This is a genomic window from Bosea sp. OAE506, from assembly GCF_040546595.1.
In the GTDB taxonomy this organism is placed as follows: Bacteria; Pseudomonadota; Alphaproteobacteria; order Rhizobiales; family Beijerinckiaceae; genus Allobosea.
Genome location: NZ_JBEPOB010000001.1, coordinates 836,775 through 862,783, shown reverse-complemented (window position 1 = coordinate 862,783; position 26,009 = coordinate 836,775). Strand labels below are relative to the sequence as shown.

Genomic DNA, 26,009 nt, shown 5'->3' with positions numbered 1-26,009 from the left:
TGCCTTAACGAATCAAGATCACCGCGGACGCCCTGCGCCCGCTGAAGGACGACGAGATGAGCGACGCTGCCCGCGACCTTGAAGACGCCGCATATGGCGCCGATTCCATCAAGGTTCTCAAAGGCTTGGACGCGGTGCGCAAGCGCCCCGGCATGTATATCGGCGACACCGATGACGGCTCGGGCCTGCACCACATGGTCTATGAGGTCGTCGACAACGCCATCGACGAGGCGCTCGCCGGCCATGCCGATCTCGTTACGGTGACGCTCAACGCCGAAGGATCGGTCACCGTGACCGACAATGGCCGCGGTATCCCCACCAATATTCACACCGAGGAAGGCATCTCGGCGGCCGAGGTCATCATGACCCAGCTCCATGCCGGCGGTAAGTTCGACCAGAATTCCTACAAGGTCTCGGGCGGCCTGCACGGCGTCGGCGTCTCCGTCGTGAACGCGCTCTCCGTCTCGCTGAAGCTGCGCATCTGGCGCGGCGGCAACGAGCATTTCATGGAATTCCGCCATGGCGACGCAGTCGCGCCGCTGGCCGTCGTCGGCCCCGCCGGAGACAAGCGCGGCACGGAGGTGACCTTCACCCCGTCCCAAGAAACCTTCACGATGATCGAGTTCGACTACAAGACGCTCGAACATCGCCTGCGCGAACTCGCCTTCCTCAACTCCGGTGTCCGCATCGTCCTGACCGACGCCCGCCGCGCCGAGGTCGTGCGCGAGGAGCTGATGTATGAGGGCGGCGTCGAGGCCTTCGTGCGCTATCTCGACCGCGCCAAGACGCCGGTGATCTCGCAGCCGATCATGCTCTCCAGCGAGAAGGACGGCATCACCGTCGACGTCGCGCTCTGGTGGAACGACAGCTACCACGAGAACGTGCTCTGCTTCACCAACAACATCCCGCAGCGCGACGGCGGCACCCATCTCGCCGGCTTCCGCGCGGCGCTGACGCGCCAGGTCACCGGCTATGCCGAAACCTCGGGCATCGCCAAGAAGGAGAAGGTCTCGCTCACCGGCGACGACTGCCGCGAGGGCCTGACTGCGATCGTTTCGGTCAAGGTGCCGGACCCGAAATTCTCCTCCCAGACCAAGGACAAGCTGGTCTCCTCTGAGGTTCGCCCGGTCGTCGAGAACGTCGTCAACCAGGCGCTCTCGACCTGGCTCGAGGAGCACCCCAACGAGGCCAAGACCATCGTCGGCAAGGTCGCCGAGGCTGCGGCCGCGCGCGAGGCCGCCCGCAAGGCCCGCGATCTCACCCGCCGCAAGGGCGCACTCGACATCGCCTCGCTGCCGGGCAAGCTGGCGGACTGCCAGGAGCGCGACCCGGCCAAGTCCGAACTCTTCATCGTCGAGGGTGACTCGGCCGGGGGCTCCGCCAAGCAGGGCCGCGCCCGTGAATATCAGGCCGTGCTGCCCCTGCGCGGCAAAATCCTTAATGTCGAGCGGGCGCGCTTCGACAAGATGCTCTCCTCCGACCAGGTCGGCACGCTGATCACGGCGCTCGGCGCCGGCATCGGCCGTGAGGAGTTCAACATCGAGAAGCTGCGCTACCACAAGATCATCATCATGACCGACGCGGACGTGGACGGCTCCCACATCCGCACCCTGCTGCTGACCTTCTTCTACCGGCAGATGCCGGAGGTGATCGAGCGCGGCCACCTCTTCATCGCCCAGCCGCCGCTCTACAAGGCGGCCCGCGGCAAGAGCCATGTCTATCTCAAGGACGAGCGCGCGCTGGAGGACTACCTCGTCGAGAGCGCGCTGGACGGCGCGGTCTTCAAGACCAGCGGCGGCGAGGGGGCCGGCGTGGTCGAGCGGGGCGGCGCCGATCTGCGCGGGCTGATCGAGGAGGCGCGCGGCATCCGCTTCACGCTGGGCCAGCTGCATTCGCGCTATGACCGGCGCGTCGTCGAGCAGATGGCGATCGCCGGCGCGCTGCATCCGGTGTCCGAGGAGAACGAGGCGCAGGCCCAGGCCGCGGCGGCCAAGGTCGCCGCCCGTCTCGACGCGATCTCGGACGATCTCGAGCGCGGCTGGGAGGGCAAGGTCGCCGAGGGCGGCTTCCAGTTCTCCCGCATGGTGCGCGGCGTCAAGCAGGTGGCAGCGGTCGATGCCGGGCTGCTCGCCAGCGCCGAGGCCCGCAAGCTCGACGCGGCCTCCGCCTCGCTGCAGGAGGCCTATTCCCGGCCGGGCGTCCTCAGCCGCAAGGGCGACGACCAGGCCGTCAATGGCCCGACCGATCTGTTCGAGGCCGTCACCGCCATCGGCAAGAAGGGCGTCTCGCTGCAGCGCTACAAGGGGCTGGGCGAGATGAACCCCGAGCAGCTCTGGGAGACCACGCTGGATCGCGAGGTCCGCTCGCTGCTCAGGGTCAAGAACGACCAGAACGACGAGGCGGACGATCTCTTCGTCAAGCTGATGGGCGACGTGGTCGAGCCGCGCCGCGAATTCATCCAGAGCAACGCGCTGAACGCCACCGTCGACACCTGACGCCGTTTCCGGCGTCAGGCCCGATTACGGGCTTCAGGCGGCCCAGCGGCGCTCGGCCCGCTGGCCCTGCTCGGACGGACCCGTCCGGAACGCCGCGACGAGATCGTTGAGCTGCGCGATCTTGCTGGCGAGCGACCCTGCCGAGGCCGCGCTCTGCTCGGAGAGCGCCGCGTTCTGCTGGGTCATCTCGTCGAGATGCGCCACAGCCTTGCTCATCTCGTCCACGCCGCTCGCCTGCTCGCCCGACGCGGAAGAGATCTCGGCAATCGTGGCGGCGACCTTCTGAGAGGCGCCGAGAATCCGCTCCAGCGCTTCCCCGGCCTGGCGCACGAGCTTCACGCCTTCGCCCACCTCGTTGTTCGAGGAGGAGATCAGGGCGGAGATGTCCTTGGCCGCGGCGCTCGAACGCTGGGCCAGCGTCCGCACCTCGGAGGCGACGACTGCGAAGCCCTTTCCGGCGTCACCTGCCCGCGCCGCTTCCACCGCCGCGTTCAGCGCCAGCAGATTGGTCTGGAAGGCGATGTCGTCGATCACCCGGATGATGTCCGAGATCTTGGTCGAGGCGGTCTCGATCCGCGACATCGCATCGACGGCCTGGCCGGCAATGGCGCCGCCGTTCTGGGCAGCTTCCATCGCCTCGGTGGCGATCGAGGCGGCCTGGCGCGAGGCTTGCGCGGTCGCCTTGACCGAGGCGGCGAGCTGTTCGGTCGTGGCCGCCGTCTCTTCGAGCGAGGAGGCCTGTTCCTCCGTGCGCTTCGAGAGATCATCCGCGCCCATGTTGATCTCGCGTGCGGCCAGCCCGACATCCGCCGACGTGACCTGGATGGTCCGCAGCGTCGAGGACAGGCGGTCGACCGTGTCGTTGATCGCACCCTTGAGGTCGGCGAAGCGCCCGCGATAGGCGGCATCGACCCGCACCGTCAGATCGCCGGCGGCGACCGCCGAGAGCGTCTGGGCGAACTCACGCGTGGCCGAGTCGACCACAGCATTGATCTCGTTGATGCCGGCGACGAGCTTCTGCATCTGCTCGTCGGCCTGGTCGATCTGCAGCCGGGCCGAGAAATCGCCGGCAGCCGCCGCGGCGACCACCTCGCCGACATCCGAGACCACCGCTTCCATCGACTGGGCACGAGCCAGGCGCGTGGCAGCGGCGGCGCGGTCCTGGTCTTCCAGGGCGCGCATCTTCACCAGATTGTCGCGGAACACCGAAAGGGCTGCGGCCATGGCGCCGATCTCGTCCTGCCTTTCGATCCGCGGCAGCGCGGTGGCGAGGTCGCCCTCGGCCAGCCGCGTCATCGAGGTCGTCATCTGGGCGAGCGGGTTGGTGACGCGGGAGCGCACGACGAAATAGCCAGCGACCGCGATCATCAGCGAGAAGAGCAGGATGCCGGCATAGCGGGCGATCGCGAAGAAGGCGTCGCTGGCGGCCTCGTTGGCGCCGACGATGGCGCGGTCGAGCGCGACATTGGCGACGGCTGCGAGACCCTCCAGCGCCGGAACGATCAGGCCACGCCAATCGTCGGCCGACATGTCGGGCTTGCCGCCGGTCGTCGTCAGGGTCGTGATCGCCTCGCGCTTGTCCTTGATCGGACCGGCGAAATAGCCCGCATGGCCCTTGGCGACAGCGGCGCGGATGGCGGGGTCCGTCTGCGCGGTGTCGGTCAGGTCTCGCAGGGCCTGCCAGCTCGCAACCGCGCTGGCGTTGGCGTTGAGGATGGTGCGCGTCTCCTGCGCGTCGAAGGGGCGCTGCTGCGCCGCGATGCTGCTGATCATGACGCCGGCGGTGCCGGCATAGGTGCGGGTGGCCCAGGCCAGGGCCCGAGCGATGACCAGTTCAGTCAGGCTGGGATTGAGTGTCCGCAACTCGCTGTCGACGGCGAGCGAGGCGCGGTCGAGCTTCTGCAGCAGCTTCTCGCCGACGACCAGGATACGGTCGGGCAGCTGCTTGTCGCGGTTGGCGACCGGGAGCTTGACCTCCCTGTCGACGGTCTCGCGCAGGGTCTTGTTCTCGTCATAGACGGACGTCAGCTCGCTGCGGGCGGCCGCCAGCCCGGGCCGCGCCGTTGAGGCGAACGCGGCCTGCGCCTGCACCATCGCGTCGTCGATGAGCTTGCGCCGGTGCAGATAGGTGTCGACCGAGGTCTGGTTCTTGTCGCTGGGGATCAGCACCGCGGTCTGCATCGCCGCGCGCTCGAGCCGGAAGGCGCCGAGCGCATCGAACAGGTTCTTGTTGAGCCCCGCGAGCTGCACCACCTGCTGGGCGACGCCATAGCGGGTGACGGCGGACCAGATGCCCTGCAGCGCCAGGCCGCTGCTCACCAGCGCCATGGCGCAGACCAGACCGAACAGGATCGTCCGGATGGATGCCTTGCCAGCAAAACTCGTCATGAACTCCCCCCGGAGTCTGTCAACGCGCGATGAGCGCAGTTAACCTAAGGTAATGATTGAGGGTTGAGGAAAGCTTACGTGGAAGTGGCGGCCTTGCCGCTACGCCCGCGCAATCGATTCAGGCCGCCCGTCGCGTCGGAGCCGAGGCGGAACGCCCCATGCCGGTATCCGGGCCGGTCTTGAAGGCGGCGACGAGGTCGTTGAGCTGGCCGATGCGGCCGGAGAGCGCTGCGGCCGAGGCCGCGCTCTGCTCCGAGAGCGCCGCGTTCTGCTGCGTCATCTCGTCGAGATGGGCGACGGCCTGGCTCATCTCGTCGATCCCGCTGGCCTGTTCGCCGGACGCCGCCGAGATTTCCGCGATCGTCGAGGCCACCTTCCTCGATGCTCCGAGGATCTGCTCCAGAGCTTCGCCGGCCTGACGCACCAGCTTCACGCCCTCGCCGACCTCGTTGTTGGACGAGGAAATCAGCGCGGAGATGTCCTTGGCCGCCGAGCTGGAGCGCTGGGCCAGCGTGCGAACCTCGGAGGCGACCACCGCGAAGCCCTTGCCGGCATCGCCGGCGCGCGCCGCTTCGACCGCCGCGTTGAGCGCGAGCAGGTTGGTCTGAAAAGCGATGTCGTCGATGACGCGGATGATGTCCGAGATCTTGGTCGAGGCGCTCTCGATCCGGGCCATGGCGTCGACCGCCTGGCCGGCGATGGCGCCACCGTTCTGCGCGGCTTCCATGGCTTCGGTGGCAATCGAAGCCGCCTGGCGCGAGGCGTGGGCGGTCGCCTTGACCGAGGCCGCGAGCTGCTCGGTCGTGGCCGCGGTCTCCTCCAGCGAGGAGGCCTGATCCTCGGTGCGCTTCGAGAGATCGTCCGCACCCATGTTGATCTCGCGGGCGGCGAGGCCGACATCGGAAGAGGTAACCTGGATGGTCTTCACCGTGGACGAGAGGCGGTCGACCGTGTCGTTGATCGCATTCTTGAGGTCGGCAAAGCGGCCGCGATAGCCGGTGTCGACGCGGTGCGTCAGGTCGCCATTCGCGACCGACTGCAGTGCCTCCGCGAATTCCGTCGTCGCGCCGTTCACCACCGCATTGATCTCGTTGATGCCGGAGACCAGGTCGCCGAGCGGGCCACCGACCTCGCCGACGCTAGCGCGGCCCGAGAAGTCGCCGTTCTGCGCGGCGGAGACGATGCCGGCGACCTCGCCGAGCAGCCTCTGGACATTGGCGGCCTGCTGGCTGTCGGCCAGCATCGCCAGTTCGCGGTCGCGCCGGCTCGCCTCGAGCGAGAGCGCGTTCTCGCGATAGGCTTCCAGCGCGCCGCTGAGCGCGCCGATCTCGTCGGGAGAGGCGGCTGCGGGGATCGGCTGGGAGAAATCGCCGGCCTGCATGACATCGAGAGCGGATTTCAGCGCGACCACCGGCTTGGCGATGCGGCGCTGCACGCCGCGCCAGCTCACCACGCAGACGACCAGCAGGGCGGCCAGCAGCGCGCCGATCACGGCAAGATGCGTCCAGGCTTCGTTGAGCTTGTCCTGGGTGGCGCTCGACATGTCGTCGAGCGATTGCGTGATGGCCGAGAGCATGGCGGTGAACGGGCCGTTGCACAGCTTCGTCCAGTCCTCGGCCGAGATCACCGGCGCGGTGCCCTGGCCGAGCTTGCCGGCGAGAGCGTCCATCGACTTGTTGGCGGCGTCCATCTCGGAGCCCATCACGCCGACCTTGCGGGCGAGTTCGGCACCGACGCCGCTGCGCTGCGTCATCTGGCGCAGCTGCTCCATGCTGGAATCGGCCACGCCGCGCAATTCGCCGAGGCGGCGGATCTGCGCTGGTTCCAGCGCCTTGCCCGACGCCATATGCGGCCGCAGCACGGAGCACTGGATGCCGTAGCTCGAACGGGCCCGCCAGCACGGTCGCCTTGACGTTCTGGAGATCGGCCATGATCGGGTCGGAGAGGCGGACGGCGAGCGAGGTTGCGTCGGCCGCCTTCACGAGTGCCGTCTCGATGTCGCCGACGCCGTTATACCAGGGCAAAGTGGCCTGCAGGCTGCGCTGGGCCTTCGGCTTGGCGGCCTCGGCGCGCAGATCGGCGAATTTCGCGTCGGTCGCCTTTTGCTGGGTGGCCACCGCTTCCGCCAGGGCGGCACGGTCGGCGAGCGAGGTTGCGCTCAGCCGGGCGATGGCCTCGTCGAGATCCTTGCGGTTCGCCTGCTCGACCTTGGCGATGATCGGGGTCGGGTCGTCGGCAGCCTGGATGGCGGTCTGCGCCTGGCCGCGATTGGCGCGGATGCTGTTGCCTGCGATCAGCAGCGCCTTGTCGGCCTCGACCAGATTCGCCAGCCGCATGTTTTCGCGCACGTCGCCGAAGGACTGGGTCGCCATATAGGCCAATGCGCCGACACCCGGAATGCACAGGCAAGCCATGGTGGCGACGAGGTAATTCTTGATCGAGGCTGGGAAGAGCTGCACGGGCACCGTCCTGGTCGTTGCGACATCGCAAAGGCTTCTGCCTTCGATATCGCTTGGAATCCTGACCCGGAGCTTGCTGTGGAATGATTAAGATTCTCTGTTCTTGCGCGACATCTGGGTAACCTTACCCGCACTTGCCCGCCTTCTGTTTACGCGGCGCCGAAGACCGACCAGCCGGTCGCCTCGGCGAGGCGTTCGAGCGCCAGCGTGCCGATCTGCGAATTGCCGTTCGCGTTGAGGCCCGGCGACCAGACGGCGATCGAGGCCCGGCCGGGGGCGATGGCGAGGATCCCGCCGCCCACCCCCGATTTGCCGGGCAGCCCAACCCGGAAGGCGAAATCGCCGGAGGCGTCGTAATGGCCGCAGGTCAGCATCAGCGCATTGATGCGGCGTGCCCGGCGCGACGAGACGATGCGTGCGCCGCCGGGTCGAAGAACGCCGCCATGCATCAGGTAGCGGCCGGCCATGGCGAGCTGCAGGCAGTTCATCGCGATGGCGCATTGGTGGAAATAGACACCCAGCGTCAGTTCAGGCGCATGGCGGATATTGCCGAAGGCCTTCATGTAGTTCGCCAGCGCGATGTTGCGGAAGCCGGTCGCCTGCTCGGCCCGCGCCACGGGCTCGTCGATGGCGATGCCGTCGTCGTCTGCGAGATGGCGCACGAAGCGCAGCAGCTCGCCGATCGCCACCCGCGGCGCATGGCCGCCGAGATTGACGTCCGCCACCACCAGCGCGCCCGCATTGATGAACGGGTTGCGCGGGATGCCCTGCTCGCGCTCGAGCTGGACGATGGAGTTGAACGGCGTGCCCGACGGCTCGCGCCCGACCCGCTGCCAGAGCGCCTCGCCGACCTTGCCGAGCGCCTGGGTCAGGGCGAAGACCTTGGAGATGCTCTGGATCGAGAAGGGCTCCAGCGCATCGCCCGCCCAATGAACCTCGCCTTCGGCCGTGACCACGCAGAGGCCGAAACGGGCCGGATCGACCGCCGCCAGCGGCGCGATATAGGTGGCGACCGCGCCCCGGTCGGGGATCGCGGTCATCTCGTCGGCGATCTCGCGGACGAGCCGCGCCAGATCCTTCACGCTGCCCGTCCTCCCGCCTGCGCCGCAGAAGGCCCGAGCCATGGCGAGGGGTCAAGCGCCCGACGCGCGCTAGGAGGCGTTGCGCAGCTCCGCCATCGCGACCGGGGCGGGGGCGAAACCCGAGGCCCGCGGCCGGGTCCCGGCCATGATGCAGCGCGCCTTGCCCTCGGACTTGGCCTGGTAGAGCGCGGCGTCGGCCGCCGCCATCAGGCTTTCGAGGTCGAGCCCATGCTCCGGGGCGCGGGCGATACCGACCGAGGCGCCGATCGTGGCGGTGACCGCACCGTCGAGCTGGTAGGGCTGCGAGATCTCCCGCACCAGCCTGTCGCCGAAGCGCTTCCGCGGACCGCCGCCGATCTGCTCGGAAACCACGATGAACTCGTCGCCGCCGATCCGGGCGACGAAATCGCCCGGCCGCACCAGCCGTCGCAGCCGGTCCGACACCAGCCGAAGCACGCGGTCGCCGCTGTTGTGGCCATGGGTGTCGTTGACCGTCTTGAAGCCGTCGAGATCGACATAGATCAGCGCCAGCGGCCGCGATCCGTCATAGCGCAGCAAGCTGGCCTGGAGGGCCTGCTTCAGCCCGGTGCGGTTCGGCAGGCCGGTGAGCACGTCGTGCTTCGCCTGGAAGGCGTGCTCGCGCTCGGCCTGCATGGTCGAGACCAGCATCGCATTGAGGCCGAAGGCGGCCCGCGACATGCTGTAGATGTAGACGGGCAGCTGCAGCAGGCCGATCAGCAGGATCGGCTCGTCCAGGAAGGGCGTGGCGAAGGTGCAGGGTCCCAGCGTCAGCACGATCATCAGCCCGACCATTCGCGGCGCGCCGAAATTGCGGAAGCAGATGCCGCCGACCATGGCTGTGGCGGTCAGGCAGACCAGGGTCGCGGCGACCCAGTCACCGCTCAGCAGGCTGATGAAGGCGCCATAGCCGATGCCGGCGGCCCAGGCGACGCCGAGCAGGATGTAGAGATCGGTCGGCGTCGGCTGCTGCCGGGCGGCGCGGCGGCGCGCGATCAGGAGCACGACGAGCCGGGCCGTGCAGCACAGGATGTCGAAGGCGCACCACAGGATGAAGGGCCAGCTCGGCATCCGCAGGGCAACGAGCAGAGACACCGTGACGGTGTTGAAGACCCCCGCGATAAAGATCGGCAGGGTCCCGAACAGGCTGGCGATCAGCGCGAACCGGATTTCGAGCGGGATATCGGGGCCGGTATCGGCGAGCCACCGCGTCAGGCGCCACCGCGGCAGGCTGTATCGCGGTGTCTCCCCATCCATGCGCAGGCCCTTCCGCGGCGGCCTGGCTGGCCGACAGCTCATGCCGCGCGTCATAACGCAAAGGCGTTACCAACCGGTGTGTTTCTTGAAAAACGAGAGCTTTTTTCGCTCTCGCACCGCCAGCTCCGCCGGAGGAGGCGCGTCTCAGCCCGGCTGGCGATAGACCCAGACGCGGGCCGGCGGGATGTTGCGCAGCACCCAGTCCGAGACGCTGGCCTTCAGGCCCGAGCCCTTGCGCGGCACGGGCGACACCACCGAATAGGTGAACTGGATCAGCGGCGCCCCGTCGACGAGCAGCGTGAAGGCGTCCTTCGCCAGGGCGCTGCGCTTGGCCGGCGTCTGGTTGAACAGCGGCAGGCTCGAGACCACGGCGATCGCCTTCTCCGGCAGATGGCCCTCGAGCGTCTTGGACAGCGCATAGGCGTCGCCCTCGATCACGGTGGCGCGCGGGAAGCGCCGGCGCAGCAGCGTGCAGAACTCGGGGCTGTATTCGACGAGAATGAGCCGCTCTTCGCTGATCCCGCGTTCGATCAGCGCCTCGGTCACGGGGCCAGTGCCCGGGCCGATCTCGATCACCGGTCCGGGTTGCGAGGGATCGACGAAGGAGGCCATGCGCCGAGCGAGCGCGGGGCTGGACGGCGTCACCGAGCCGGTGCGGGCGGGATTGTCGATCCAGGACTTGATGAATCGGGCTTCGTCCTCGAGCTTTGTGCGCGCCTCGCTGACGCGCGAGCGCAGCTTCTCGGTCTTGCTGCGGACCTCGTCCTCGACCTTGTAGCGCACGGTGGCGACCTTGAGCCTCGCCTGGGCGACGCTGTCGACAAGATCCGCCGCAGTGACGCGCATCTCGTCCTCGAGCCGCGCAGCCACGCGGGAGCGCCCGAGACGGGCGGCCAGCGAAGCTCCCTGGACAGGGCGGCGTGAGGAGGTGAGCGACATGAGGCCTCTGACGTCGGACCGGAGGTCCGACCTTGGGGGGACGGAAACGTTACCTGCGCGTCATATGGGGTCAAGTGTCCTGCCGAGCCAAGGTCTTTCCTCGGCCCGGCCTGCGAATAGACGCGCAGACTGCCCGCTTTGTTTCAGATCAGCGGGCGCGGCGCCATCTCCCGTTCGTAAAGCAGCGCCATGCGCGAGGTCAGGCGCGGGTTCAGCAGGGTCAGCCGCCCCTCGCCGGTGGCGAAGAGGCCGGCCTTGCGCAGCCGCGACCAGGTCTTGCTGGTGTGGACCAGCGACAACCCGAGCGCGTCCGCGAGCTGCTGCTGCGAGAGCGGGAAGCGGAAGCTGCCATCCGTCACGAGACCGAGCGCCTCCGCCCGGCGGTAGAGCGAGATCACCAGCGCGGCGATGCGCTCGCCCGCATTGCGCTGCCCGACCGAGGTCAGGTTCTGGTCGATCAGGCTCTCCTCGCGGGACCCGAGCCAGGCGACTTCATAGGCCATCGCCGGCATCTGGACGAACAGGTCCCACACCCGCTTGCGCGGGAAGACGCAGAGCTCGACCTCCGTCAGCGCCTCGATGCCGTGCTGCGCCGCGGTCAGGAGCGAGGCCTGCAGGCCGACGAGATCGCCCGGCAGCAGGAAGTTGAGGATCTGGCGCCGGCCGTCGGGCAGGAGCTGGTAGCGGAAGGCCCAGCCCGAAAACAGCGTGTAGAGCTCCGCATCCTGCTGTCCCGGGTGGATGATGTCGGCGCCCGCCGGCAGATGGCGATGCTCGATCTTCATCGACTGGATGAAGCGGATTTCCTCGTCGGTCTTGTCCTTGAAGGCCGGCTTCAGCCGCAGCGGACAGGACAGGCAGGGCACGCCGTTTCGACCGTTAGGATAGGCGCTGTCCGTCATCGGCGTGTCGGGTCTCCCGGAGCCGATCGCGCGCGGCTCTCCTCCCCTCAATAGCAAGCCCGCCGCGCGACGGGAACCGACGCGCCATCATTGTCACCAGAGGGAACCGCCGGGGGTGCCCGGACGTTACGGAAGGCCTTCACCGTTGCACGGGTGACATTGCAGCACGTGCCGCTACAGGAGGGCAGCCGCGCGCTGCCCCGATTCCGAGAGACGCCTCCCATGACCGATCTGCCGCGCGCCGCCCAACGGTCGCGCATGCGCCGCTTCTTTGCTCTCGCGCTGCCTTTCTGGCGCGGAGAGACCAAGCTGCGCGCCTGGACCCTGACCTTCGCCGTGCTCGTTTTCGTTGCGGCGCAGCTCGCCACCGCCGTCGGCGTCAACACCTGGAACCGCTTGTTCTTCGACGCGCTGGAGAAGCGGGACGCGACGGCGGCCTGGCAGATCGCGGCCTGGCTGCCCCTTCTGGTCGGCGTCTCGGCCCTGACCCTGTCGGCACTGGTGATCAGCCGGATGCTGCTGCAGATGCGCTGGCGCGAATACCTGACACAGCGTCTCGCCGGATGGTGGATCGCCGATCAGCGCTATTACCGGCTGCAATTCGTCGCACGCGAGCAGGCGGCGCCGGAATACCGCATCGCGGAGGATGTCCGGCTGTCGATCGAGCCGCTGGTCGAGTTCGCGATCGGCCTGATCAGCGCCTTCGTCACGGCCGCGACCTTCGCCGCCATCCTCTGGCATGTCGCCGGTTCCGCCCGCTTCACGCTGGGCGGGGTCGCGTTCGAGATCCCGAGCTATATGGCGCTGGCGGCGATCGGCTACGCCATCGTCGCCTCGCTCGCCGCCTATGTCACCGGCCGGCCGCTGGTCGGCCGTATCGCTGCCAAGAACGAGACCGAGGCGCAGTTCCGGGCCGAAATGACGCGGCTGCGCGAGAATGCCGAGAGCATCGCGCTGATCCGCGGCGATTCCGACGAGCGCGACTCGGTCGGGGAGACCTATGGCCGCGTCGTCGCCGCCTGGCTGCGTGTCATCCGCCAGCAGGGGGTCATTGCCCTGGTGCTCAACACCAACGGCGCCCTGTTTCCGATCGTGCCGCTGCTCCTGATCGCGCCGAAATATCTCGCAGGCGACGTGACGCTGGGCGCGGTGATGCAGGTCGTGGCCGCCTTCAGCGCGGTCCAGGCGGCGCTGATCTGGTTCGTCGACAACTTTGTCCGCCTGGCGGAATGGTTCGCGTCCGTTACCCGCGTCGACGAGTTGCAGGAGGCCCTGGAGGGCCTCGACATCGGCACGATCATGGAAGGCGACACGCAGATCGCGCTCGAGGAGAGCGATGACGGCGCCATCCATCTCGACAGGCTCTCCATCGCCCACAGCAATGGCCGGGCCGTCATCACCGACGCCTCGGTCGTGATCGGGCTGGGCGAGAAGGTGCTGATCGTCGGCGAGAGCGGCACGGGCAAGAGCACGCTGATCCGTGCGCTCGCCGGTCTTTGGCCGTGGGGCTCGGGGTCGATCGCGGTACCGCGCGGAAAGTCGATCGCCTTCGTCCCGCAGAAGCCCTATCTGCCGATGGGCGATCTGCGCACCGTTCTGCTCTATCCCGAGGCCGACAAGCCGGTTTCGGACGAGGTGCTGGTCGCGGCGCTGCGACGCTGCGGGCTGGGCTATCTCGCGCGGCGCCTCGACGACGCGGACAAATGGGACCGCATCCTGTCGGGCGGCGAACGCCAGCGCATCGCCTTCGCCCGGCTCGTCATCCGCAAGCCCGACATCATCATCATGGACGAGGCGACGTCGGCGCTCGACGAGGATAGCCAGAACGCCCTGCTCGGCTTGTTCGAGGCGGAGCTCGCCCATGCCACGCTGATCAGCGTCGGCCACCGGCCGGGCCTCGAGGACTTCCACGACCGCAAGATCACGCTGGAGAAGCGCCTCGCCGGTGCGCATCTGACCTCGCGCCGTCTCGGCAAGTCCTTGTGGCGCCTGTTCAGGGCCCGCAACGCCGCCAATGACGAGGTCGGTTGAGGCCGGTTCATCGCGCCGATGTGATCGGCGCGGTTGACCCAGCGGGCGTGGCAATGGAACCGGTTCGACATCCATCCGTTAACTTCCCGGAAGCCGACAGTTGTTGTCGGTGCGGGCGTCGGGAGAGACAGATGTTGAACAACAGCTTTGCCCCCATTCGGCGCGCCGGACTTTTCTTCGGCTTCATGGCCGCAGGTGTCGTTGCCCTGACCATGGGGTCGAACTTCCAGGAAACCAATCCTACCAGCTCCGCGGCCGTCGCCCAGGCCAAGATCGAGCGTCAGGTTCCCACCGACACGCGCTTCGCCGCCGTCGATCCTTCGCATCGTTCCGTGGGCGTGACCAAGCGCGCCATCGGCGGGACGCAGCAGGCGCAGGCGCCGCGGGCCCAGAATGTCGTGTTGCGTTGAGTTGATTTCGTTTTTCCCGACGTGACGGAACCTTCCCCTTACCGTTGCGTTGGGTCACCGGCACATCCCTCGTGCCCCACTTCAGAGCCGCCTCCGGGCGGCTTGTTTTTTGGGATGAGCACCGCTCGTCGAACCGGACCGGACCCGCGATGTACCTGCGCATTCGCCATTCCACGACCTATCGCTATGGCGGCCCGGTGCAGTTCGGGCCCCATCGGCTGATGCTGCGCCCGCGCGACAGCTTCGACCTGCGTGTGGTCGACACCGCGCTGACCATCTCGCCGCGGGCCCGGCTGCGCTGGATGCACGATGCCTATGGCAACTCGGTTGCCATCGCCAATTTCGACGAACCCGCCGATACGCTCGATATCGTCAGCGAGCTGGTGGTGCAGCGCTTCGGCTCCGCCCTGCCACGCACGCAGCTCGAGCCCTCGGCCGCCATGACCGGCGTGGTCTACACCGAGGGCGAGCGCGCCGTGCTCCAGCCCTATCTCGACCTCGCCGCCGAGGACCCCGACAATCTGCTCGATCAGTGGCTGGCGGATTTCCGTGCCCGGATCGGCCAGGGATCGGGCCATCTGTTGCGCGATCTCGCCCACGCCATCCATGCCGGGCTGAGCTACGCGGTGCGGTATGACGAGGGCACCCAGCATCCCGCCGACACGCTGCGCCAGCAGGCCGGCTCCTGCCGCGACTATGCCTGGCTGTTCATCGAGCTCGCGCGCCGCATGGGCTTCGCCGCCCGCTTCGTCACCGGCTACATCCACGACCGCACGCCCGATGCCACCGGGCTCGTCTCGACGGTGGGGCTGACCCATGCCTGGGGCGAGGTCTTCATTCCCGGCGACGGCTGGGTCGAGTTCGACCCGACCAACGATCTCGTCGCCGACCGGCAGCTGCTGCGGGTGGCGGTGGCACGCGTGCCGGAGGATGCCTCGCCCGTTTCGGGCAGCTTCACCGGGTTGACGGGCTCCTTCCTCGGTCTCGGCGTCGGCGTCACCATCGAAACCATCGAGCGCCCGGCCTGAGCCGGGTGCGCCACCGTCTCAGGCGCGGTGGCGGATCTGCCAGCTGCCGAGATGGCGCCCCTCGGGCTTCTCGACCTGCACCGCCTCGATCTGTGCGACGAGCCCGGCGAACATCTTCGGCGGCTCGCTGAGCGGGATCGGCCGGTCGGCGTCGAGCGCAACCTCCAGCGTCGTCGCATCGACGTCGCGCACCGTGATCGTCAGGCTGACACCCGGCGTGCCGCGCAGGACGCGCGAGGCGACATCCACCACCAGGAATCCGAGCGGGATGATCCGGTCGACCGACAGCGTCGCCTCGGTCTCGAGGCGGCTGCTGACCCACTGGTCGCGGCTGCGCACGAGATTGGTGATCATCGTCACCACGTCCTCGATGAAGAGATCGACGCGCACGGGCTGCATCTCGCCATCGGCGAGGGTGAAGCGATACGCCGCCGACAGGACATGCACCCGCGTCTCGGCATCGGCGAGGGCGAGCCGCGCCTCGTCGCGATAGTCGCGCTTCTTCAGCCCGATATAGCTCTGGACGACCTGGAGGCTGTTCTTCACCCGGTGGTGCAGTTCGCGCACCAGGAAACGGTTGTCGTCGAGCGCGGTTTGCAGGCGGCGCTGGCGCACCTCCTGCTCGTCCACCATGGTGTTGAACGCCTCCGCCACGCTGCGGATGTCGCTGGGCATGTCCTCGGCGATCACGGCCCGGGCATTGGGCTGGCTTGATCGCGCCCGTGCCGCCGCCTCGATCGCGCGCAGCCACTGCACGCAATGCTGGTCGATCGCCCGCAGATAAACGAGGCAGAGCAGGATCAGCGTCAGGATCGGCGCCACCAGCAATGCCAGGAACTGCATGCGTGCCGCCCGCTCCGGGGCGTTGCTGAAGCTCGCGATGACATAGAGATCGGGTGCCGTGACCAGTCGCGCGGCATAGGAGCGCTTCTGCCCGCCGCGGCTGCGGGCTTCCCAGCGCCGCCCGTCGGTCGGGAAGACATCCTCCTGCGGCAGCCAGGACAGGTCGTCCTTGCCGTCCTCGCCGCGATGCATCACGACAGCGTCACGGCCCGAGACGAGGGCCACGTTCACGCCGTCGCTGGCGCCGCCGAGTTCGAAGACCTGGTCGAGCAGATCGGGGTCGGCGAGCAGCACCGCCTCGCGCAGCACCGGATCGCTGTCGATCCGGACCGCCGTGACGAGATGGTCGGTGCCGGCGATCCGGACCTGGTCGAAACGGGCCGGTGGAAGCCCGACCGAAGAACGCGTCGCGGAGCGTGGCAATCCGCCCAGACGGGCCGACAGGTCCGCCATGGCAGCATCGGTCACGCCCGGCACGACCGAGGCGAAGCAGACCCGCCCGTCCGCCAGCACGAACCGCGCAGCCCTGTAGCCCGGGATGCTCGACAGCGCTGTCCGGGCGCCGTCCGCGCAGGAACCGGTATCGGGGGTGGCAATCAGCTGGCCCGAGGCCAGCAGCACGCGCAGCGCCCCGCGATGCCAGACGCGCGTGCGCACCGCGAAATCATCGGCGGTGCGCGCCTGCGCCAGTTCGATCGCGGCGATGACCGTGTTGTAGGTGGTGAGGGCGGCAAGCGCCGTCAGGCAGGCGATCGGAAACGCGATCGCCACCAGCAGCGCGAGGAGCCGCCCTCGGACGGTCGGGAAACGCGCGAGCCGCATCAGGGTCCGACGATTTCGGAACCGACCCTTTGTATCGCGGCGGCGCTCTGCCGATCGGGCCCGAGATCGTCGAGGCTGCCGATGGAGAGAAGCTCGGCCAGCTTTGTGCGGGCGCGGTTCACGCGGCTCTTGATGGTGCCGATGGCGACGCCGCAGATTTCTGCCGTCTCCTCATAGGAGAGGCCCGTCGCGCCGACCATGATGAGAACCTCGCGCTGCTCCTCGGGGAGCTTGGCGAGCGCCTTGCGGAAATCGGCGAGATCGAGATGGCTTTCCTGGTTGCCATGCGTCGCCATGCGCTCGGCATAGGTGCCCTCGCTGTCCTGAACTTCGCGGCCGCGCTTGCGGTAGAGCGAGTAATAGGTGTTGCGCAGGATGGTGAATAGCCAGGCGCGCAGGCTGGTGCCCGGCTCGAACTTCTCCGAATTGCCCCAGGCCTTGAGCAGCGTGTCCTGAACCAGATCGTCCGCGAGCTGGATGGAGCCCGACAGCGAGGCGGCGAAGGCTCGCAGGTTCGGAATTTCCTTGATCAGGCCGTCCTTGAATTCAGTTGAGCTCATCGGACGATGCTCCGTCAGCGCGACGTTCGGTGGCCTCGAGCTGAGCGAGCAGCACCAGAAACTTGTCAGGGACGGGTGCGTTCACGATGTCGTCGTAATGCGCCTTGAGGGATCGCCCGATGGACTCCTGCACCCGCGGGTCGAGCATGACCTCGACATCGATGTCCGCACCGTCCTCCGGTGCAGCCATGGCTGAATTCACGTCGCTCATCTCTGCCCTCGTGCGAATATCGGGCCGGCTTTTCCAGCCGGTCCCGACCCATCGACAAACGTCAGTCGGACGCCCCCTCACGGCGAATTCCGACACGGATAGTCCCGTTTAACAGGTGTTGCCGCAAAAGGTTCCGCTCTTTTTGAAAAATAAATCGCTTGTCATAGCGGCAACCGAAGTGCTCATTTCCGGCCTGTTTTAATGAGGACGTTTCTATGTCGATCGCCAAGGAAATTGCGCCGCATCTGCCTTACCTGCGCCGATTCGCCCGCGCCTTGACCGGTACGCAGAGCAGTGGCGACGCTTACGTCGTCGCAATGCTCGAGGCGCTCGTGCTCGATCCGGCCTCCTTCCCGCGTGACCTCAATCCGCGGATCGGCCTCTATCGCACCTTCCTGACGCTGTGGTCGTCGGTCGGCCTGAACACGGCGGATCCGGCCGTGCCCGTCACGCTCAACCCCAACCCGGTTGAGCGCAATCTCGAGGCGCTGACGCCGCGTCCGCGCCAGGCCTTCCTGCTGCGCACCGTCGAGGGCTTCTCCATCGACGAGGTCGGGTCGATCATGGGCGTTTCGTCGGCGGAGGCCTCGGCCCTTGTCCAGACCGCCGGGCAGGAGATCGCCGAGCAGGTCGCCACCGATGTGCTGATCATCGAGGACGAGCCGATCATCGCGCTCGACATCGAGACGATGGTCGAGGAACTCGGCCATACCGTCACCGGCGTCGCCCGCACCCAGCGCGAGGCGATTGCCCTCGTGGCGAAGAAGCGCCCCGGCCTGGTACTGGCCGATATCCAGCTCGCCGATGGCAGCTCGGGCCTCGACGCGGTCAACGAGATCCTCTCGACCATCGACGTGCCGGTGATCTTCATCACCGCCTATCCCGAGCGCCTGCTCACCGGCGACCGGCCGGAGCCCGCCTTCCTGATCACCAAGCCCTTCCAGCCGGAAGCGGTGAAGGCGGCGATCAGCCAGGCCCTGTTCTTCGACCGCCGGGCCGGCCGCAAGGCTGCCTGAGTTAGGCCATCCAAACTCAACGATTTGACCCGCGGCGCCCCGGCGCCGCGGGTTTTTCGTGTCGCATGGTGCTGGAAAGGGGCGCGACATGCGGCACCGGGAACAAGGGAGATCCCTGCACGTTGCACGCGAAGCGAGGCGGGACAGCCGCTCTGCTCAAGGGAGTGCGTGTCATGGCGATGACCTGCGTTGCGGCGATGATCGGGGCTGCCTCCATCGGCCTGGCGCTGTTCGGGGGTGTTGTTCCCGACGGCACGATCGGGATGGAGCTAATGTCGCTGGCCCTGGCGGCGTTGACGGCCCTGGCCGTCGCCAGCGCTTCAGCGCTCGACATCTAACGCGCGCGGCGATTCGCATCCGCGGCACGGACGAGACGTGTTGAGCAGACCTGTCGCCTGGCCGAACAGCGTCGCGCTTGCGCTCGTTCTCCTCGGCGGTCTTGCCATGGGCGCCGCAGGCGAGACGCTGCCGCCACCGCCACCGCCACCGCGACCGGCCGAATGGCCCCGCGCCGCACCCCAGAATCCGCCGCAACCGAGCCCGCCAGCGACGCCCGAGCTTCCGGCCTCCGCGGCCACTCCGCCCCCCGCGCCGGCCCAGGCCTGCCTGAGCATGCTCAAGGAGCGCTATGGCCCTGACATCAGGGCCGTGACGCTTCCTTCCGCCAATGCCGGATGTGCCGTCGTCGAACCCGTCGAGCTCTCAGCGGTGACCATCCGCGTTGGCGCGCAGGGCGAACGTCGGAAGGTGGAGTTGCAGCCGCCAGCGACGTTGGCCTGCGAGATGGCGGGCGCCGTCGGGGCCTGGATCGAGACCAGCGTCCAGCCACTGGCACGCGGCCATTACGGCCAGGATCTCACGCTGCTGCGGGTCGGCGGGGGCCATGAATGCCGGCGCCGCAATCGTCGCGCCGAGGGCAAGTTGAGCGAGCATGCCACCGGCCGGGCGCTGGATCTCTTCGCGGTGGTGATCGGGTTAGGGGCTACCCGGGTATCAGCCGAGCTGGCCAGGCCGGCAGGTCACGAACCTTTCCTCACCGCCCTACGCCAGTCGGCCTGCGGTGCCTTCATGACGGCGCTCGGCCCGGGCTCGGACGCCGCCCATGCGGATCATCTCCACATCGACATCCAGCAGCGCCGCGCCTCGAGTCGCTTCTGCCAGTGAGCGTGTCAGTCGCGGTAGTCGGGCTCAGCCATGCGCCGCATCGCGAAGCAGCGAACGATCGCGCGCAGCCCGCGGCCGGTCGGCCATGACGCTTCGATCCATCAGGGCGCGGCGCGCCGCGATCCGCTGCAAGGCGGGCTCATGCCCGAGACCGAGCGCGATCAGCTTCTCGAGCTCCCAGAAAGGCGGCTGCGCCATGGCGAAGCGGTTGCGCAACCAGGCGGGGAGGGTGGGCCGGGGTTGGTTCACGGTGTGCAACCTTTCAACTTTGTGATCGTTTGAACGCCGCAGATGTTGACCAGTTCCAGCTTGCGCGGAACTGTGCCGGCCGTGGGGCGTTTGAGGGACATCTTCATGTCAGGAGCTTCTCGATGATCACTTTTGCCAAGGCGGCCTGCGCTGCTTTTGTCGCGTCGACCGCCCTCGTGGTTTCGAGTCTGCCGTCCGCGGCGCAGTCCGGATCGCCGGCCGGGCGTTTGACCTGCAATGTCGGCGCGGGAATCGGTCTCGTCGTGACCTCGCAGCGGCCGATGAACTGCACCTTCACACCGCGTCGCGGCCCGAGCCAACGCTACACCGGTATCGTCCGCAACTTCGGGCTCGATCTCGGCACCATCCGCAGCAGCACGATGTCGTGGCGGGTCTACGGCCCCTATGCCCGTGCGCCGCTGGGCGCCCTCGCCGGCCGTTACGGCGGCGCGACGGCCGGTGCCTCGGCGGGTGTCGGCGGCAGCGCCAATCTGCTCGTGGGCGGCAACAACAATGAGGTGACGTTGCAGCCGCTTTCGCTGCAGGGCGCACGCGGCATCAATGTCGCGGTCGGCGTCACCGGCTTCGAGCTGTCGCTGGCGGGTTCGGGCCGGCGTCGTTGAGCCGTTCAGAAACGTTACGGTTTGCTAACCGTAATGGCTCAAATTGAGTGGAATGGCACGTCAGGTAGCAGCGGATAGGGCGTCATCCCGGAACATTAGCCAGCGCGAGGCCGTTGTCGTTCGTATAACGTCAGCGTTGGCAGAATAAGGGAGGAGCGGCGATCCATGTCTGATATCCGCATCCTGATTGTCGAAGACGATCCGTTCATCGCGATGGACATCGAAGCCGCTGTGGCCGAGCAATTCGGCCCGGCGGCGGAACTGATCGTCGTGGATTCCGTGTCGCAGGCCCATCGGGCGGCGACGGCGGCTTCGTTGTCCTGCGCCTTGCTCGACATCGACGTCGTCGGTGGCAAGACATTCGAGGTCGCCGCCAACCTGCTGCTGAGGGGCACGCCCTTCGCCTTCGTCTCGGGCTCCACGCCGAGCGACGTGCCCGAGCCGCTGCGCAAGGTCCGCTTCCTGCGCAAGCCTTTCTCGACGCGCGAGATCACCAGCTTCGTCACGGCCGCGGTCGCCCAGCCTGCCAAGGGCTGAGCCATGACTGCAGACTGAATCGATGGGCGAGCCGCCGGTTTCCGGCGGCTTTTTGCCTTCAGGCGCGGGCGGGTACCAGCACCAGCCGGTTGCCCCAGGGATCCTCTACCGTCGCACCAGAGCCGGCCTCCCGGCCGCCGGCCGCCATCATGCGCCCGCGCATCGCTTCGAGATCGGCCCTATCGCGGGCGACAATCTCGAAGGCGGCGAGCCCTGCCTCGCCCGGCTGTCGCGGGCCGGCGCCACGGCTGTTCCAGACATTGCCAGCGATGTGGTGGTGGTAGCCGCCGCTCGCCAGGAAGCTGGCGCCGGGATAGCGAACCATCAGCTCGAAACCGAGCGCGCCCGCATAGAAGGCCTCCGCCGCAGCGGTGTCGCCGACGCGCAGATGGATATGCCCCATGCGGGTGCCGGCTGGCATCCCTGCAGAGCGGCCGGGCCTCGCTTCAGCGAGCAGGGCCTGCAGATCGAGCCGTTCCGTGGCCATCTGGATCGCGCCGTCGCGCCGCGGCCAGTCGGCCCGGGGACGGTCGCGATAGATCTCGATGCCGTTGCCTTCCGGATCCGACAGGTAGAGCGCCTCGCTGACGAGATGATCCGACGCGCCTTCCAGCGGCAGCCGGATCGTGGCGGCGTGGGCCAGCCAGTCGGCGAGATCGGCCCGAGACGGCAGCAGGATGGCGAGATGGAACAGACCGGCGGCCGAGGTGGGCCGGGTCGCGCCCCGCTCGAGGCGCACCAGAACCTCGTCATCGATGCCAAGGTCCGATGCGTCGGCGCTTTCGGCGATCACACGAAGCCCGATGCCGTCGCGATAGAACGCCGTCAGTCCGGGCAGATCGGTGACGCGCAGCGTGACGGTGCCGATGTGGAAGGGGGCCTGCAAGGCTTCCAAAGCGGGTCTCGACAGATCAGCGACAGCGGCCATGGCCGTCTCCTCTTCGCTTCGCGGCAAAACGCGCCACGGCCCGAGACATGACCATTGTGGCCGGGTTTGTCTCCTGCAGGGGCTGCAAGCATGCGATTGCAGCCTCGCAACCCTGCCCCTGTCAGCCGCGAGCCGGGTCGGGCCGGTCGATCGCGAAATGGCTGAACCAGGGAGCCTCGATGCCGCCGATCAGCGCCCCCATCAAGCGCGAGGCGAGATAGCTGAAGGTGATGCCGTTGCCGCCATAGCCATAGGCCGCGAGCAGCCGGGGATGACCGGGAACGCGCCCGATCAGCGGCAGGCCGTCGGCCGTCTGGCCGAAGGCACCCGACCAGGCATGGCCGAGGGTCGGTGCCGCTCCGGGTACCAGGGCCTGCAGCTTGGCGAGGAGCGCGGCCGTCTTTTGCGGTCCGGCCGCCTTGCGGTGATCCGGATCGTCGTTGTCCTCGTCCTCGCCGCCGATGATGATGCGCCCGTCGACGGTGGTGCGGCAGTAGACGTAGTCCTCCGAGGCCTCCCAGACGAGGCCGGGACCCGGCCAGAGCACCTCGCTCGCCTGCGGCAGCGTCGCGATCGCCCAGCTCGAGGCGACGCGATGGAGATCGCTGTGCACGCAGTCGGGCATGACATAGCCCGTCGCCAGCACGACATGCCCGGCCTCGATGGTGCGGCCGCAGGCGAGCTGCACCATGGCGCTGCCGGGCGTGCTGTCGAAGGCAACCGCCTCGCCGCGGACGAGCCGCGCGCCGCGTTGCGCCGCGACATGGAGCAGCGCGTGGCAGAGGCTGAGCGGATCGCCCTCGGCCGAGCCGGGGGAGACGATCGCGGCGGCCCGGTCGAAGCCGTAATGGCCGAGCAGCGCCGCATGGTCGAGCAATTGCCCCGGCAGCCCGGCCTTAACCCGCAGGGCGCACTCTTCCATCAGCTCGCGAGGCCCGATATCGCCCGCCGCCAGATAGACCGTGTCGCGGGGATGGAAGGCGGCGCCGAGCCCGAGCGTCGCGACGCTCTCGATCAGGCCCTCCACGGCCTTGAAGCTGCGCCGGTAGACGTCCGCCGCCTTCTCGAAACCGTAGAGTTCGGCGAGCCGGCGCAGGGGCAGGTCGATCTCCCATTGCAGCATCGCGGTGCTGGCCGCCGTGCTGCCGAAGCCCTCGCGCTCGCGATCGACGATGATCACGTCATGGCCGAGGCCGGTCAGATGCTCTGCCGCCAGCGCGCCGGTGATGCCGCCGCCGATGATCGCGACGTCGCAGCGCGTGTCGGAGGCAAGGCCGATGCTGGCGGGCCGGGGTGGTCCGGAGAGCCAGGGGCTTGCGCCGCTGCGCAGGTCTTCATGGCGGGTACTGTCGGGATCGAGCATGGCGTGACACTCCGTATCCGGCGGCGAGCGCCGGCGGAGGAAAGGCTGCGGGAAGGCGTCGGTCTAGCCGGCGGCGGGCGGGCCGATCGTGTCGGCCATCCGGGCGCCGCGCAGCCCCATCGGCTTGGGCGTGCCGGTCGTGGTGTCGTGGGCGGTCTGATGCTCGAGCTCGGCGTTGAACTCGGCGCCGGCGAGCACGATCATCGCCGACAGCCAGAGCCAGGTCATGAACACGACGATGGTCGCCAGCGAGCCATAGGTCGCCGTGTAGTTTCCGAGCGTGCCGACATACCAGGAGAACGCCCAGGAGGCGCCGGCCCAGAGCAGGGCGGCCGCGACGGCGCCCGGCATCACCCAGACGAAACGGGCGCGCTCCCGGCTGGGGCCGATCCAGTAGAGCGCCGCGATGGCGAGCGTCGCCATCAGGAAGAAGGCCGGCCAGCGCACCAGGCGGATCAGCCGCTCCAGTTCGAAGGCGAAGGGGAACAGCGCGGTGACGACGGGCAGGCTGGCGATGACGGTGAGCGCGGCCACCAGCAGCACGACGCCGCTGATCGTCGTCGCCAGCGAGATCAGGTTGAGCTTGATGAAACTGCGCTTCTCCTGCTCGCGATAGATGATGTTGAGCGCGTCGAAGACCGCCTTCACCGCCGCATTGGCGGACCAGGCCGCGACCCCGAAGCTGATCAGGAAGGTCAGGGACAGGACCTGGACGTCTTGGGCCGCGAGCCGCATCGCCTGTTCGTGGATCAGTTCGCGAGCGGCCTGCGGAAACACTGTCGTGACCGCGTCGAGCTGCTCGGCGATCGTCGCAGGGTCCGTCAGGTAGCGGTAGATGGTGACCAGCAGCGACAGGGCCGGCACCATCGACAGCAGCGTGAAGAAGGCCACAGCGCCGGCGAGCGAGCTGATCCGGTTGTCCGCGACATTGGCCGCGAAGCGCAGCATCACGTCCTTCCAGCCGAGCCAGGTCATCTGCCACGGCACCTGCGCCATGCGCCCGCGCGCGGCCTCGCGGCTGCCGCGCGACAGCTTGCGCGACACGATTTCGGCCGCGTAGCCCAGGACAACGCCCGCCCCGGCGGCACCCGTGATCCGTTTTAGAAGGGACATGCAGAACGCTCCACTGCCGCGTGGTCTCGCTGCGGCAGCACCGCCTAGCAACGGCGCGCCTGCGCGAAGGTTCCGGGCCTGTCGGCGAGCGGCCCGGAGTTAGCCGCTCGTTAACCTTAATGCTTTCTGATCGTCGAGACAGCCGCTCGCCCCGCGGCCTGTTCCCCGTTTCGTAAAAGCGTTGAGGCTGCGATGACGATGCACAAGAAAGCGGCTCTCGCCGGCGTGTCCGCCCTGTGCGGCGCCTGGCTGGCGCTCTCTCCCGCATGGGCCGCCGACATGCCCTCGTCCCGCCAGCTGCCACCGGCCCCGGCGCTGCCGTCCTTCTATTCCTGGACCGGCGTCTATCTCGGCGTTCAGGCCGGTTATGCCTGGGGCCGCGACAGGACGACCCTGTCGGACACGCTCGGCCGGGCCTTCAACGGCGCCGCCTTCCGCCAGAGCTCGGATGCGGCGCTCGGCGGCGGCCATGCGGGCTTCACCTATCAGACCGGCAGCCTCGTCTTCGGCATCGAGGGCGACATCGAGGCGCTGGACGGCGGCGAGACGCTGGTCGCGCCCGGCATCTCGGCGCGGATCACGCGCGACTGGCAGGGGTCGCTGCGCGGGCGCGCCGGCTTCGCCCTCGACCGATTCATGATCTACGCCACCGGCGGCGCGGCCTTCACCGAATTCAGCTACCACCTCGCCGGAGCGGCCGCCGCCGCGCCCGAGAGCATCGACCGGTCGCGGACCGGCTGGACGGCCGGCGCCGGCGTGTCCTTCGCCTATACGGACAATCTGATCCTGGGCGCGGAATACCGCTACAGCGATTTCGGCAAGGTCGGTCAGGCGGCCCGCGGCCCGCTGCTGGGGCTGGCGGTGCGCCAGGAGCCGACCTTCCACACCCTGCGCGCCAGCGTCGCCTACAAGTTCTGACCGCGGCCCGCCGTCAGAAACCGGTGCGCTGGCGGATCGCGGCGGCCAGCGTGCCGTCGTCGAGATAGTCGAGCTCGCCGCCGACGGGCACGCCATGGGCGAGCTTGGTCACCTTGAGCGGCAGATGCGCCAAGAGATCGGTGATGAAATGCGCCGTGGTCTGGCCATCGACCGTGGCGCTCAGCGCCAGGATGATCTCTTTCACGGCCGGGTCGGAGGCGCGCGCCACCAGCGCATCGAGCGAGAGATGCTCGGGCCTGACCCCGTCCAGCGCCGAGAGCACGCCGCCCAGCACATGGTAGCGCCCGGGCACGGCGCCCGAGCGCTCCAGCGCCCAGAGGTCGGAAATGTCGGCGACGACGACGATCAGCCCGTCCTCGCGGCGTGGATCGCGGCAGAGCCCGCAGGGGTCGCTGGTGTCGACATTCCCGCAGGTCGAGCAGACCACGATCTTCTCCCGCGCCACGGCCATCGCCTCGGCGAGCGGGCCGAGCAGGGCCTCGCGCTTCTTCACCAGATGCAGCGCGGCACGCCTGGCCGAGCGGGGCCCGAGCCCCGGCAGCTTGGCGAGCAACTGGATCAGCCGCTCGATCTCGGGACCGGCGATGGCGCGGGACATGGAGGTGTAACTCGCGTCATGGTCGGGCTTAACC

Annotated in this window: 25 protein-coding genes; 11 read left to right on the top strand and 14 right to left on the bottom strand. The window is 68.2% G+C overall.

The window, feature by feature from the left end; translation table 11 throughout:
* Positions 1 to 56: 56 nt before the first annotated feature.
* Positions 57 to 2,495 carry a DNA topoisomerase (ATP-hydrolyzing) subunit B gene (gyrB, locus tag ABIE41_RS04155; RefSeq protein ID WP_192643540.1) on the top strand — a complete coding sequence of 813 codons (2,439 nt, stop codon included), beginning with the start codon at positions 57 to 59 and terminating at the stop codon, positions 2,493 to 2,495.
* 33 nt (positions 2,496 to 2,528) lie between these two features.
* On the opposite strand, the gene ABIE41_RS04150 is transcribed toward gyrB, so the two are convergent.
* A complete protein-coding gene (locus tag ABIE41_RS04150; RefSeq protein ID WP_192643539.1) occupies positions 2,529 to 4,883 on the bottom strand; it encodes a methyl-accepting chemotaxis protein in 2,355 nt (784 codons plus the stop codon).
* Between the two features lie 118 nt (positions 4,884 to 5,001).
* Entirely contained in the window at positions 5,002 to 6,744 is a 1,743-nt protein-coding gene (locus ABIE41_RS04145; RefSeq protein ID WP_354191762.1) for a methyl-accepting chemotaxis protein, read from the bottom strand.
* Positions 6,745 to 6,985: 241 nt separating this feature from the next.
* On the opposite strand from ABIE41_RS04145, the gene ABIE41_RS04140 reads away from it, so the two are divergent.
* The gene (locus tag ABIE41_RS04140; RefSeq protein ID WP_354191761.1) at positions 6,986 to 7,429 is read left to right on the top strand and encodes a hypothetical protein; all 444 of its coding nucleotides are present in this window, start codon (positions 6,986 to 6,988) and stop codon (positions 7,427 to 7,429) included.
* A gap of 62 nt (positions 7,430 to 7,491) precedes the next feature.
* On the opposite strand, the gene ABIE41_RS04135 is transcribed toward ABIE41_RS04140, so the two are convergent.
* The 4 genes from ABIE41_RS04135 to ABIE41_RS04120 form a co-directional block, all read right to left on the bottom strand.
* Positions 7,492 to 8,424 (bottom strand): glutaminase, encoded by a 933-nt coding sequence (locus tag ABIE41_RS04135; RefSeq protein ID WP_354191760.1) that lies wholly within the window; start codon positions 8,422 to 8,424, stop codon positions 7,492 to 7,494.
* Positions 8,425 to 8,493: 69 nt separating this feature from the next.
* Positions 8,494 to 9,699, bottom strand: a complete 1,206-nt coding sequence (locus ABIE41_RS04130; RefSeq protein WP_192643536.1) for a diguanylate cyclase domain-containing protein — start codon at positions 9,697 to 9,699, stop codon at positions 8,494 to 8,496.
* 144 nt (positions 9,700 to 9,843) lie between these two features.
* Complete coding sequence (locus ABIE41_RS04125; protein WP_354191759.1) at positions 9,844 to 10,638, bottom strand: class I SAM-dependent methyltransferase; 795 nt, start codon at positions 10,636 to 10,638, stop codon at positions 9,844 to 9,846.
* 143 nt (positions 10,639 to 10,781) lie between these two features.
* Entirely contained in the window at positions 10,782 to 11,540 is a 759-nt protein-coding gene (locus tag ABIE41_RS04120; protein ID WP_192643535.1) for a Crp/Fnr family transcriptional regulator, read from the bottom strand.
* A gap of 222 nt (positions 11,541 to 11,762) precedes the next feature.
* Here ABIE41_RS04120 and ABIE41_RS04115 point away from each other — a divergent pair, with 222 nt between their 5' ends.
* From ABIE41_RS04115 to ABIE41_RS04105, 3 genes are all read left to right on the top strand, one after another.
* Entirely contained in the window at positions 11,763 to 13,571 is a 1,809-nt protein-coding gene (locus ABIE41_RS04115) for an ABC transporter ATP-binding protein/permease (protein WP_192643534.1), read from the top strand.
* A 131-nt stretch (positions 13,572 to 13,702) separates the two neighbouring features.
* Positions 13,703 to 13,981, top strand: a complete 279-nt coding sequence (locus ABIE41_RS04110; RefSeq protein ID WP_192643533.1) for a hypothetical protein — start codon at positions 13,703 to 13,705, stop codon at positions 13,979 to 13,981.
* 149 nt (positions 13,982 to 14,130) lie between these two features.
* Positions 14,131 to 15,009 carry a transglutaminase family protein gene (locus tag ABIE41_RS04105; protein WP_192643532.1) on the top strand — a complete coding sequence of 293 codons (879 nt, stop codon included), beginning with the start codon at positions 14,131 to 14,133 and terminating at the stop codon, positions 15,007 to 15,009.
* 18 nt (positions 15,010 to 15,027) lie between these two features.
* On the opposite strand, the gene ABIE41_RS04100 is transcribed toward ABIE41_RS04105, so the two are convergent.
* The 3 genes from ABIE41_RS04100 to ABIE41_RS04090 are packed head-to-tail and all read right to left on the bottom strand — an operon-like array spanning position 15,028 to position 17,445.
* Positions 15,028 to 16,674 carry a histidine kinase dimerization/phosphoacceptor domain -containing protein gene (locus ABIE41_RS04100; protein ID WP_192643531.1) on the bottom strand — a complete coding sequence of 549 codons (1,647 nt, stop codon included), beginning with the start codon at positions 16,672 to 16,674 and terminating at the stop codon, positions 15,028 to 15,030.
* Positions 16,674 to 17,234 carry a sigma-70 family RNA polymerase sigma factor gene (locus ABIE41_RS04095; protein ID WP_067253624.1) on the bottom strand — a complete coding sequence of 187 codons (561 nt, stop codon included), beginning with the start codon at positions 17,232 to 17,234 and terminating at the stop codon, positions 16,674 to 16,676. The genes ABIE41_RS04100 and ABIE41_RS04095 overlap by 1 nt, the downstream gene beginning before the upstream one ends.
* On the bottom strand, positions 17,221 to 17,445 hold the full coding sequence (locus tag ABIE41_RS04090) for a NepR family anti-sigma factor (protein WP_354191758.1): 225 nt from the start codon (positions 17,443 to 17,445) through the stop codon (positions 17,221 to 17,223). Before ABIE41_RS04090 ends, ABIE41_RS04095 begins: the two co-directional genes overlap by 14 nt.
* Before the next feature lie 215 nt (positions 17,446 to 17,660).
* Here ABIE41_RS04090 and ABIE41_RS04085 point away from each other — a divergent pair, with 215 nt between their 5' ends.
* From ABIE41_RS04085 to ABIE41_RS04075, 3 genes are all read left to right on the top strand, one after another.
* Positions 17,661 to 18,461 (top strand): response regulator, encoded by an 801-nt coding sequence (locus tag ABIE41_RS04085; protein ID WP_192643530.1) that lies wholly within the window; start codon positions 17,661 to 17,663, stop codon positions 18,459 to 18,461.
* A gap of 173 nt (positions 18,462 to 18,634) precedes the next feature.
* Positions 18,635 to 18,799 carry a hypothetical protein gene (locus tag ABIE41_RS04080; protein WP_192643529.1) on the top strand — a complete coding sequence of 55 codons (165 nt, stop codon included), beginning with the start codon at positions 18,635 to 18,637 and terminating at the stop codon, positions 18,797 to 18,799.
* A gap of 274 nt (positions 18,800 to 19,073) precedes the next feature.
* Positions 19,074 to 19,625 carry an extensin-like domain-containing protein gene (locus ABIE41_RS04075; RefSeq protein ID WP_192643528.1) on the top strand — a complete coding sequence of 184 codons (552 nt, stop codon included), beginning with the start codon at positions 19,074 to 19,076 and terminating at the stop codon, positions 19,623 to 19,625.
* Positions 19,626 to 19,649: 24 nt separating this feature from the next.
* Here the strand turns inward: ABIE41_RS04075 and ABIE41_RS04070 are convergent, their stop codons facing one another.
* On the bottom strand, positions 19,650 to 19,874 hold the full coding sequence (locus tag ABIE41_RS04070; RefSeq protein WP_192643527.1) for a hypothetical protein: 225 nt from the start codon (positions 19,872 to 19,874) through the stop codon (positions 19,650 to 19,652).
* A 122-nt stretch (positions 19,875 to 19,996) separates the two neighbouring features.
* Here ABIE41_RS04070 and ABIE41_RS04065 point away from each other — a divergent pair, with 122 nt between their 5' ends.
* Both ABIE41_RS04065 and ABIE41_RS04060 read left to right on the top strand, forming a co-directional pair.
* Positions 19,997 to 20,497: a DUF992 domain-containing protein gene (locus tag ABIE41_RS04065; protein WP_192643526.1), complete on the top strand. Its 501-nt coding sequence runs from the start codon at positions 19,997 to 19,999 to the stop codon at positions 20,495 to 20,497.
* A gap of 165 nt (positions 20,498 to 20,662) precedes the next feature.
* Complete coding sequence (locus tag ABIE41_RS04060; RefSeq protein WP_192643525.1) at positions 20,663 to 21,034, top strand: response regulator; 372 nt, start codon at positions 20,663 to 20,665, stop codon at positions 21,032 to 21,034.
* 58 nt (positions 21,035 to 21,092) lie between these two features.
* Here ABIE41_RS04060 and ABIE41_RS04055 read toward each other — a convergent pair whose 3' ends face one another.
* From ABIE41_RS04055 to ABIE41_RS04045, 3 genes are all read right to left on the bottom strand, one after another.
* The gene (locus ABIE41_RS04055) at positions 21,093 to 21,962 is read right to left on the bottom strand and encodes a VOC family protein (RefSeq protein ID WP_192643524.1); all 870 of its coding nucleotides are present in this window, start codon (positions 21,960 to 21,962) and stop codon (positions 21,093 to 21,095) included.
* A 121-nt stretch (positions 21,963 to 22,083) separates the two neighbouring features.
* Complete coding sequence (locus ABIE41_RS04050; RefSeq protein ID WP_192643523.1) at positions 22,084 to 23,325, bottom strand: NAD(P)/FAD-dependent oxidoreductase; 1,242 nt, start codon at positions 23,323 to 23,325, stop codon at positions 22,084 to 22,086.
* A 63-nt stretch (positions 23,326 to 23,388) separates the two neighbouring features.
* Positions 23,389 to 24,438, bottom strand: coding sequence for a YihY/virulence factor BrkB family protein (locus ABIE41_RS04045; RefSeq protein WP_192643522.1), 1,050 nt, complete (start codon positions 24,436 to 24,438; stop codon positions 23,389 to 23,391).
* A gap of 192 nt (positions 24,439 to 24,630) precedes the next feature.
* Here ABIE41_RS04045 and ABIE41_RS04040 point away from each other — a divergent pair, with 192 nt between their 5' ends.
* Positions 24,631 to 25,356, top strand: coding sequence for an outer membrane protein (locus ABIE41_RS04040; RefSeq protein WP_192643521.1), 726 nt, complete (start codon positions 24,631 to 24,633; stop codon positions 25,354 to 25,356).
* Between the two features lie 13 nt (positions 25,357 to 25,369).
* On the opposite strand, the gene recR is transcribed toward ABIE41_RS04040, so the two are convergent.
* Positions 25,370 to 25,975, bottom strand: coding sequence for a recombination mediator RecR (gene recR, locus ABIE41_RS04035; RefSeq protein ID WP_192643520.1), 606 nt, complete (start codon positions 25,973 to 25,975; stop codon positions 25,370 to 25,372).
* Positions 25,976 to 26,009 lie beyond the last annotated feature (34 nt).

Excerpts from the sequence above, each read along its gene's own strand:
- gyrB (WP_192643540.1), top strand. The coding sequence starts at position 57 with ATGAGCGACGCTGCCCGCGACCTTGAAGACGCCGCATATGGCGCCGAT.
- ABIE41_RS04150 (WP_192643539.1), bottom strand. The coding sequence starts at position 4,883 with ATGACGAGTTTTGCTGGCAAGGCATCCATCCGGACGATCCTGTTCGGT.
- ABIE41_RS04130 (WP_192643536.1), bottom strand. The coding sequence starts at position 9,699 with ATGGATGGGGAGACACCGCGATACAGCCTGCCGCGGTGGCGCCTGACG.
- ABIE41_RS04125 (WP_354191759.1), bottom strand. The coding sequence starts at position 10,638 with ATGTCGCTCACCTCCTCACGCCGCCCTGTCCAGGGAGCTTCGCTGGCC.
- ABIE41_RS04120 (WP_192643535.1), bottom strand. The coding sequence starts at position 11,540 with ATGACGGACAGCGCCTATCCTAACGGTCGAAACGGCGTGCCCTGCCTG.
- ABIE41_RS04115 (WP_192643534.1), top strand. The coding sequence starts at position 11,763 with ATGACCGATCTGCCGCGCGCCGCCCAACGGTCGCGCATGCGCCGCTTC.
- ABIE41_RS04110 (WP_192643533.1), top strand. The coding sequence starts at position 13,703 with ATGTTGAACAACAGCTTTGCCCCCATTCGGCGCGCCGGACTTTTCTTC.
- ABIE41_RS04105 (WP_192643532.1), top strand. The coding sequence starts at position 14,131 with ATGTACCTGCGCATTCGCCATTCCACGACCTATCGCTATGGCGGCCCG.
- ABIE41_RS04100 (WP_192643531.1), bottom strand. The coding sequence starts at position 16,674 with ATGCGGCTCGCGCGTTTCCCGACCGTCCGAGGGCGGCTCCTCGCGCTG.
- ABIE41_RS04095 (WP_067253624.1), bottom strand. The coding sequence starts at position 17,234 with ATGAGCTCAACTGAATTCAAGGACGGCCTGATCAAGGAAATTCCGAAC.
- ABIE41_RS04090 (WP_354191758.1), bottom strand. The coding sequence starts at position 17,445 with ATGAGCGACGTGAATTCAGCCATGGCTGCACCGGAGGACGGTGCGGAC.
- ABIE41_RS04085 (WP_192643530.1), top strand. The coding sequence starts at position 17,661 with ATGTCGATCGCCAAGGAAATTGCGCCGCATCTGCCTTACCTGCGCCGA.
- ABIE41_RS04080 (WP_192643529.1), top strand. The coding sequence starts at position 18,635 with ATGGCGATGACCTGCGTTGCGGCGATGATCGGGGCTGCCTCCATCGGC.
- ABIE41_RS04075 (WP_192643528.1), top strand. The coding sequence starts at position 19,074 with ATGCTCAAGGAGCGCTATGGCCCTGACATCAGGGCCGTGACGCTTCCT.
- ABIE41_RS04065 (WP_192643526.1), top strand. The coding sequence starts at position 19,997 with ATGATCACTTTTGCCAAGGCGGCCTGCGCTGCTTTTGTCGCGTCGACC.
- ABIE41_RS04060 (WP_192643525.1), top strand. The coding sequence starts at position 20,663 with ATGTCTGATATCCGCATCCTGATTGTCGAAGACGATCCGTTCATCGCG.
- ABIE41_RS04055 (WP_192643524.1), bottom strand. The coding sequence starts at position 21,962 with ATGGCCGCTGTCGCTGATCTGTCGAGACCCGCTTTGGAAGCCTTGCAG.
- ABIE41_RS04050 (WP_192643523.1), bottom strand. The coding sequence starts at position 23,325 with ATGCTCGATCCCGACAGTACCCGCCATGAAGACCTGCGCAGCGGCGCA.
- ABIE41_RS04045 (WP_192643522.1), bottom strand. The coding sequence starts at position 24,438 with ATGTCCCTTCTAAAACGGATCACGGGTGCCGCCGGGGCGGGCGTTGTC.
- ABIE41_RS04040 (WP_192643521.1), top strand. The coding sequence starts at position 24,631 with ATGACGATGCACAAGAAAGCGGCTCTCGCCGGCGTGTCCGCCCTGTGC.
- recR (WP_192643520.1), bottom strand. The coding sequence starts at position 25,975 with ATGTCCCGCGCCATCGCCGGTCCCGAGATCGAGCGGCTGATCCAGTTG.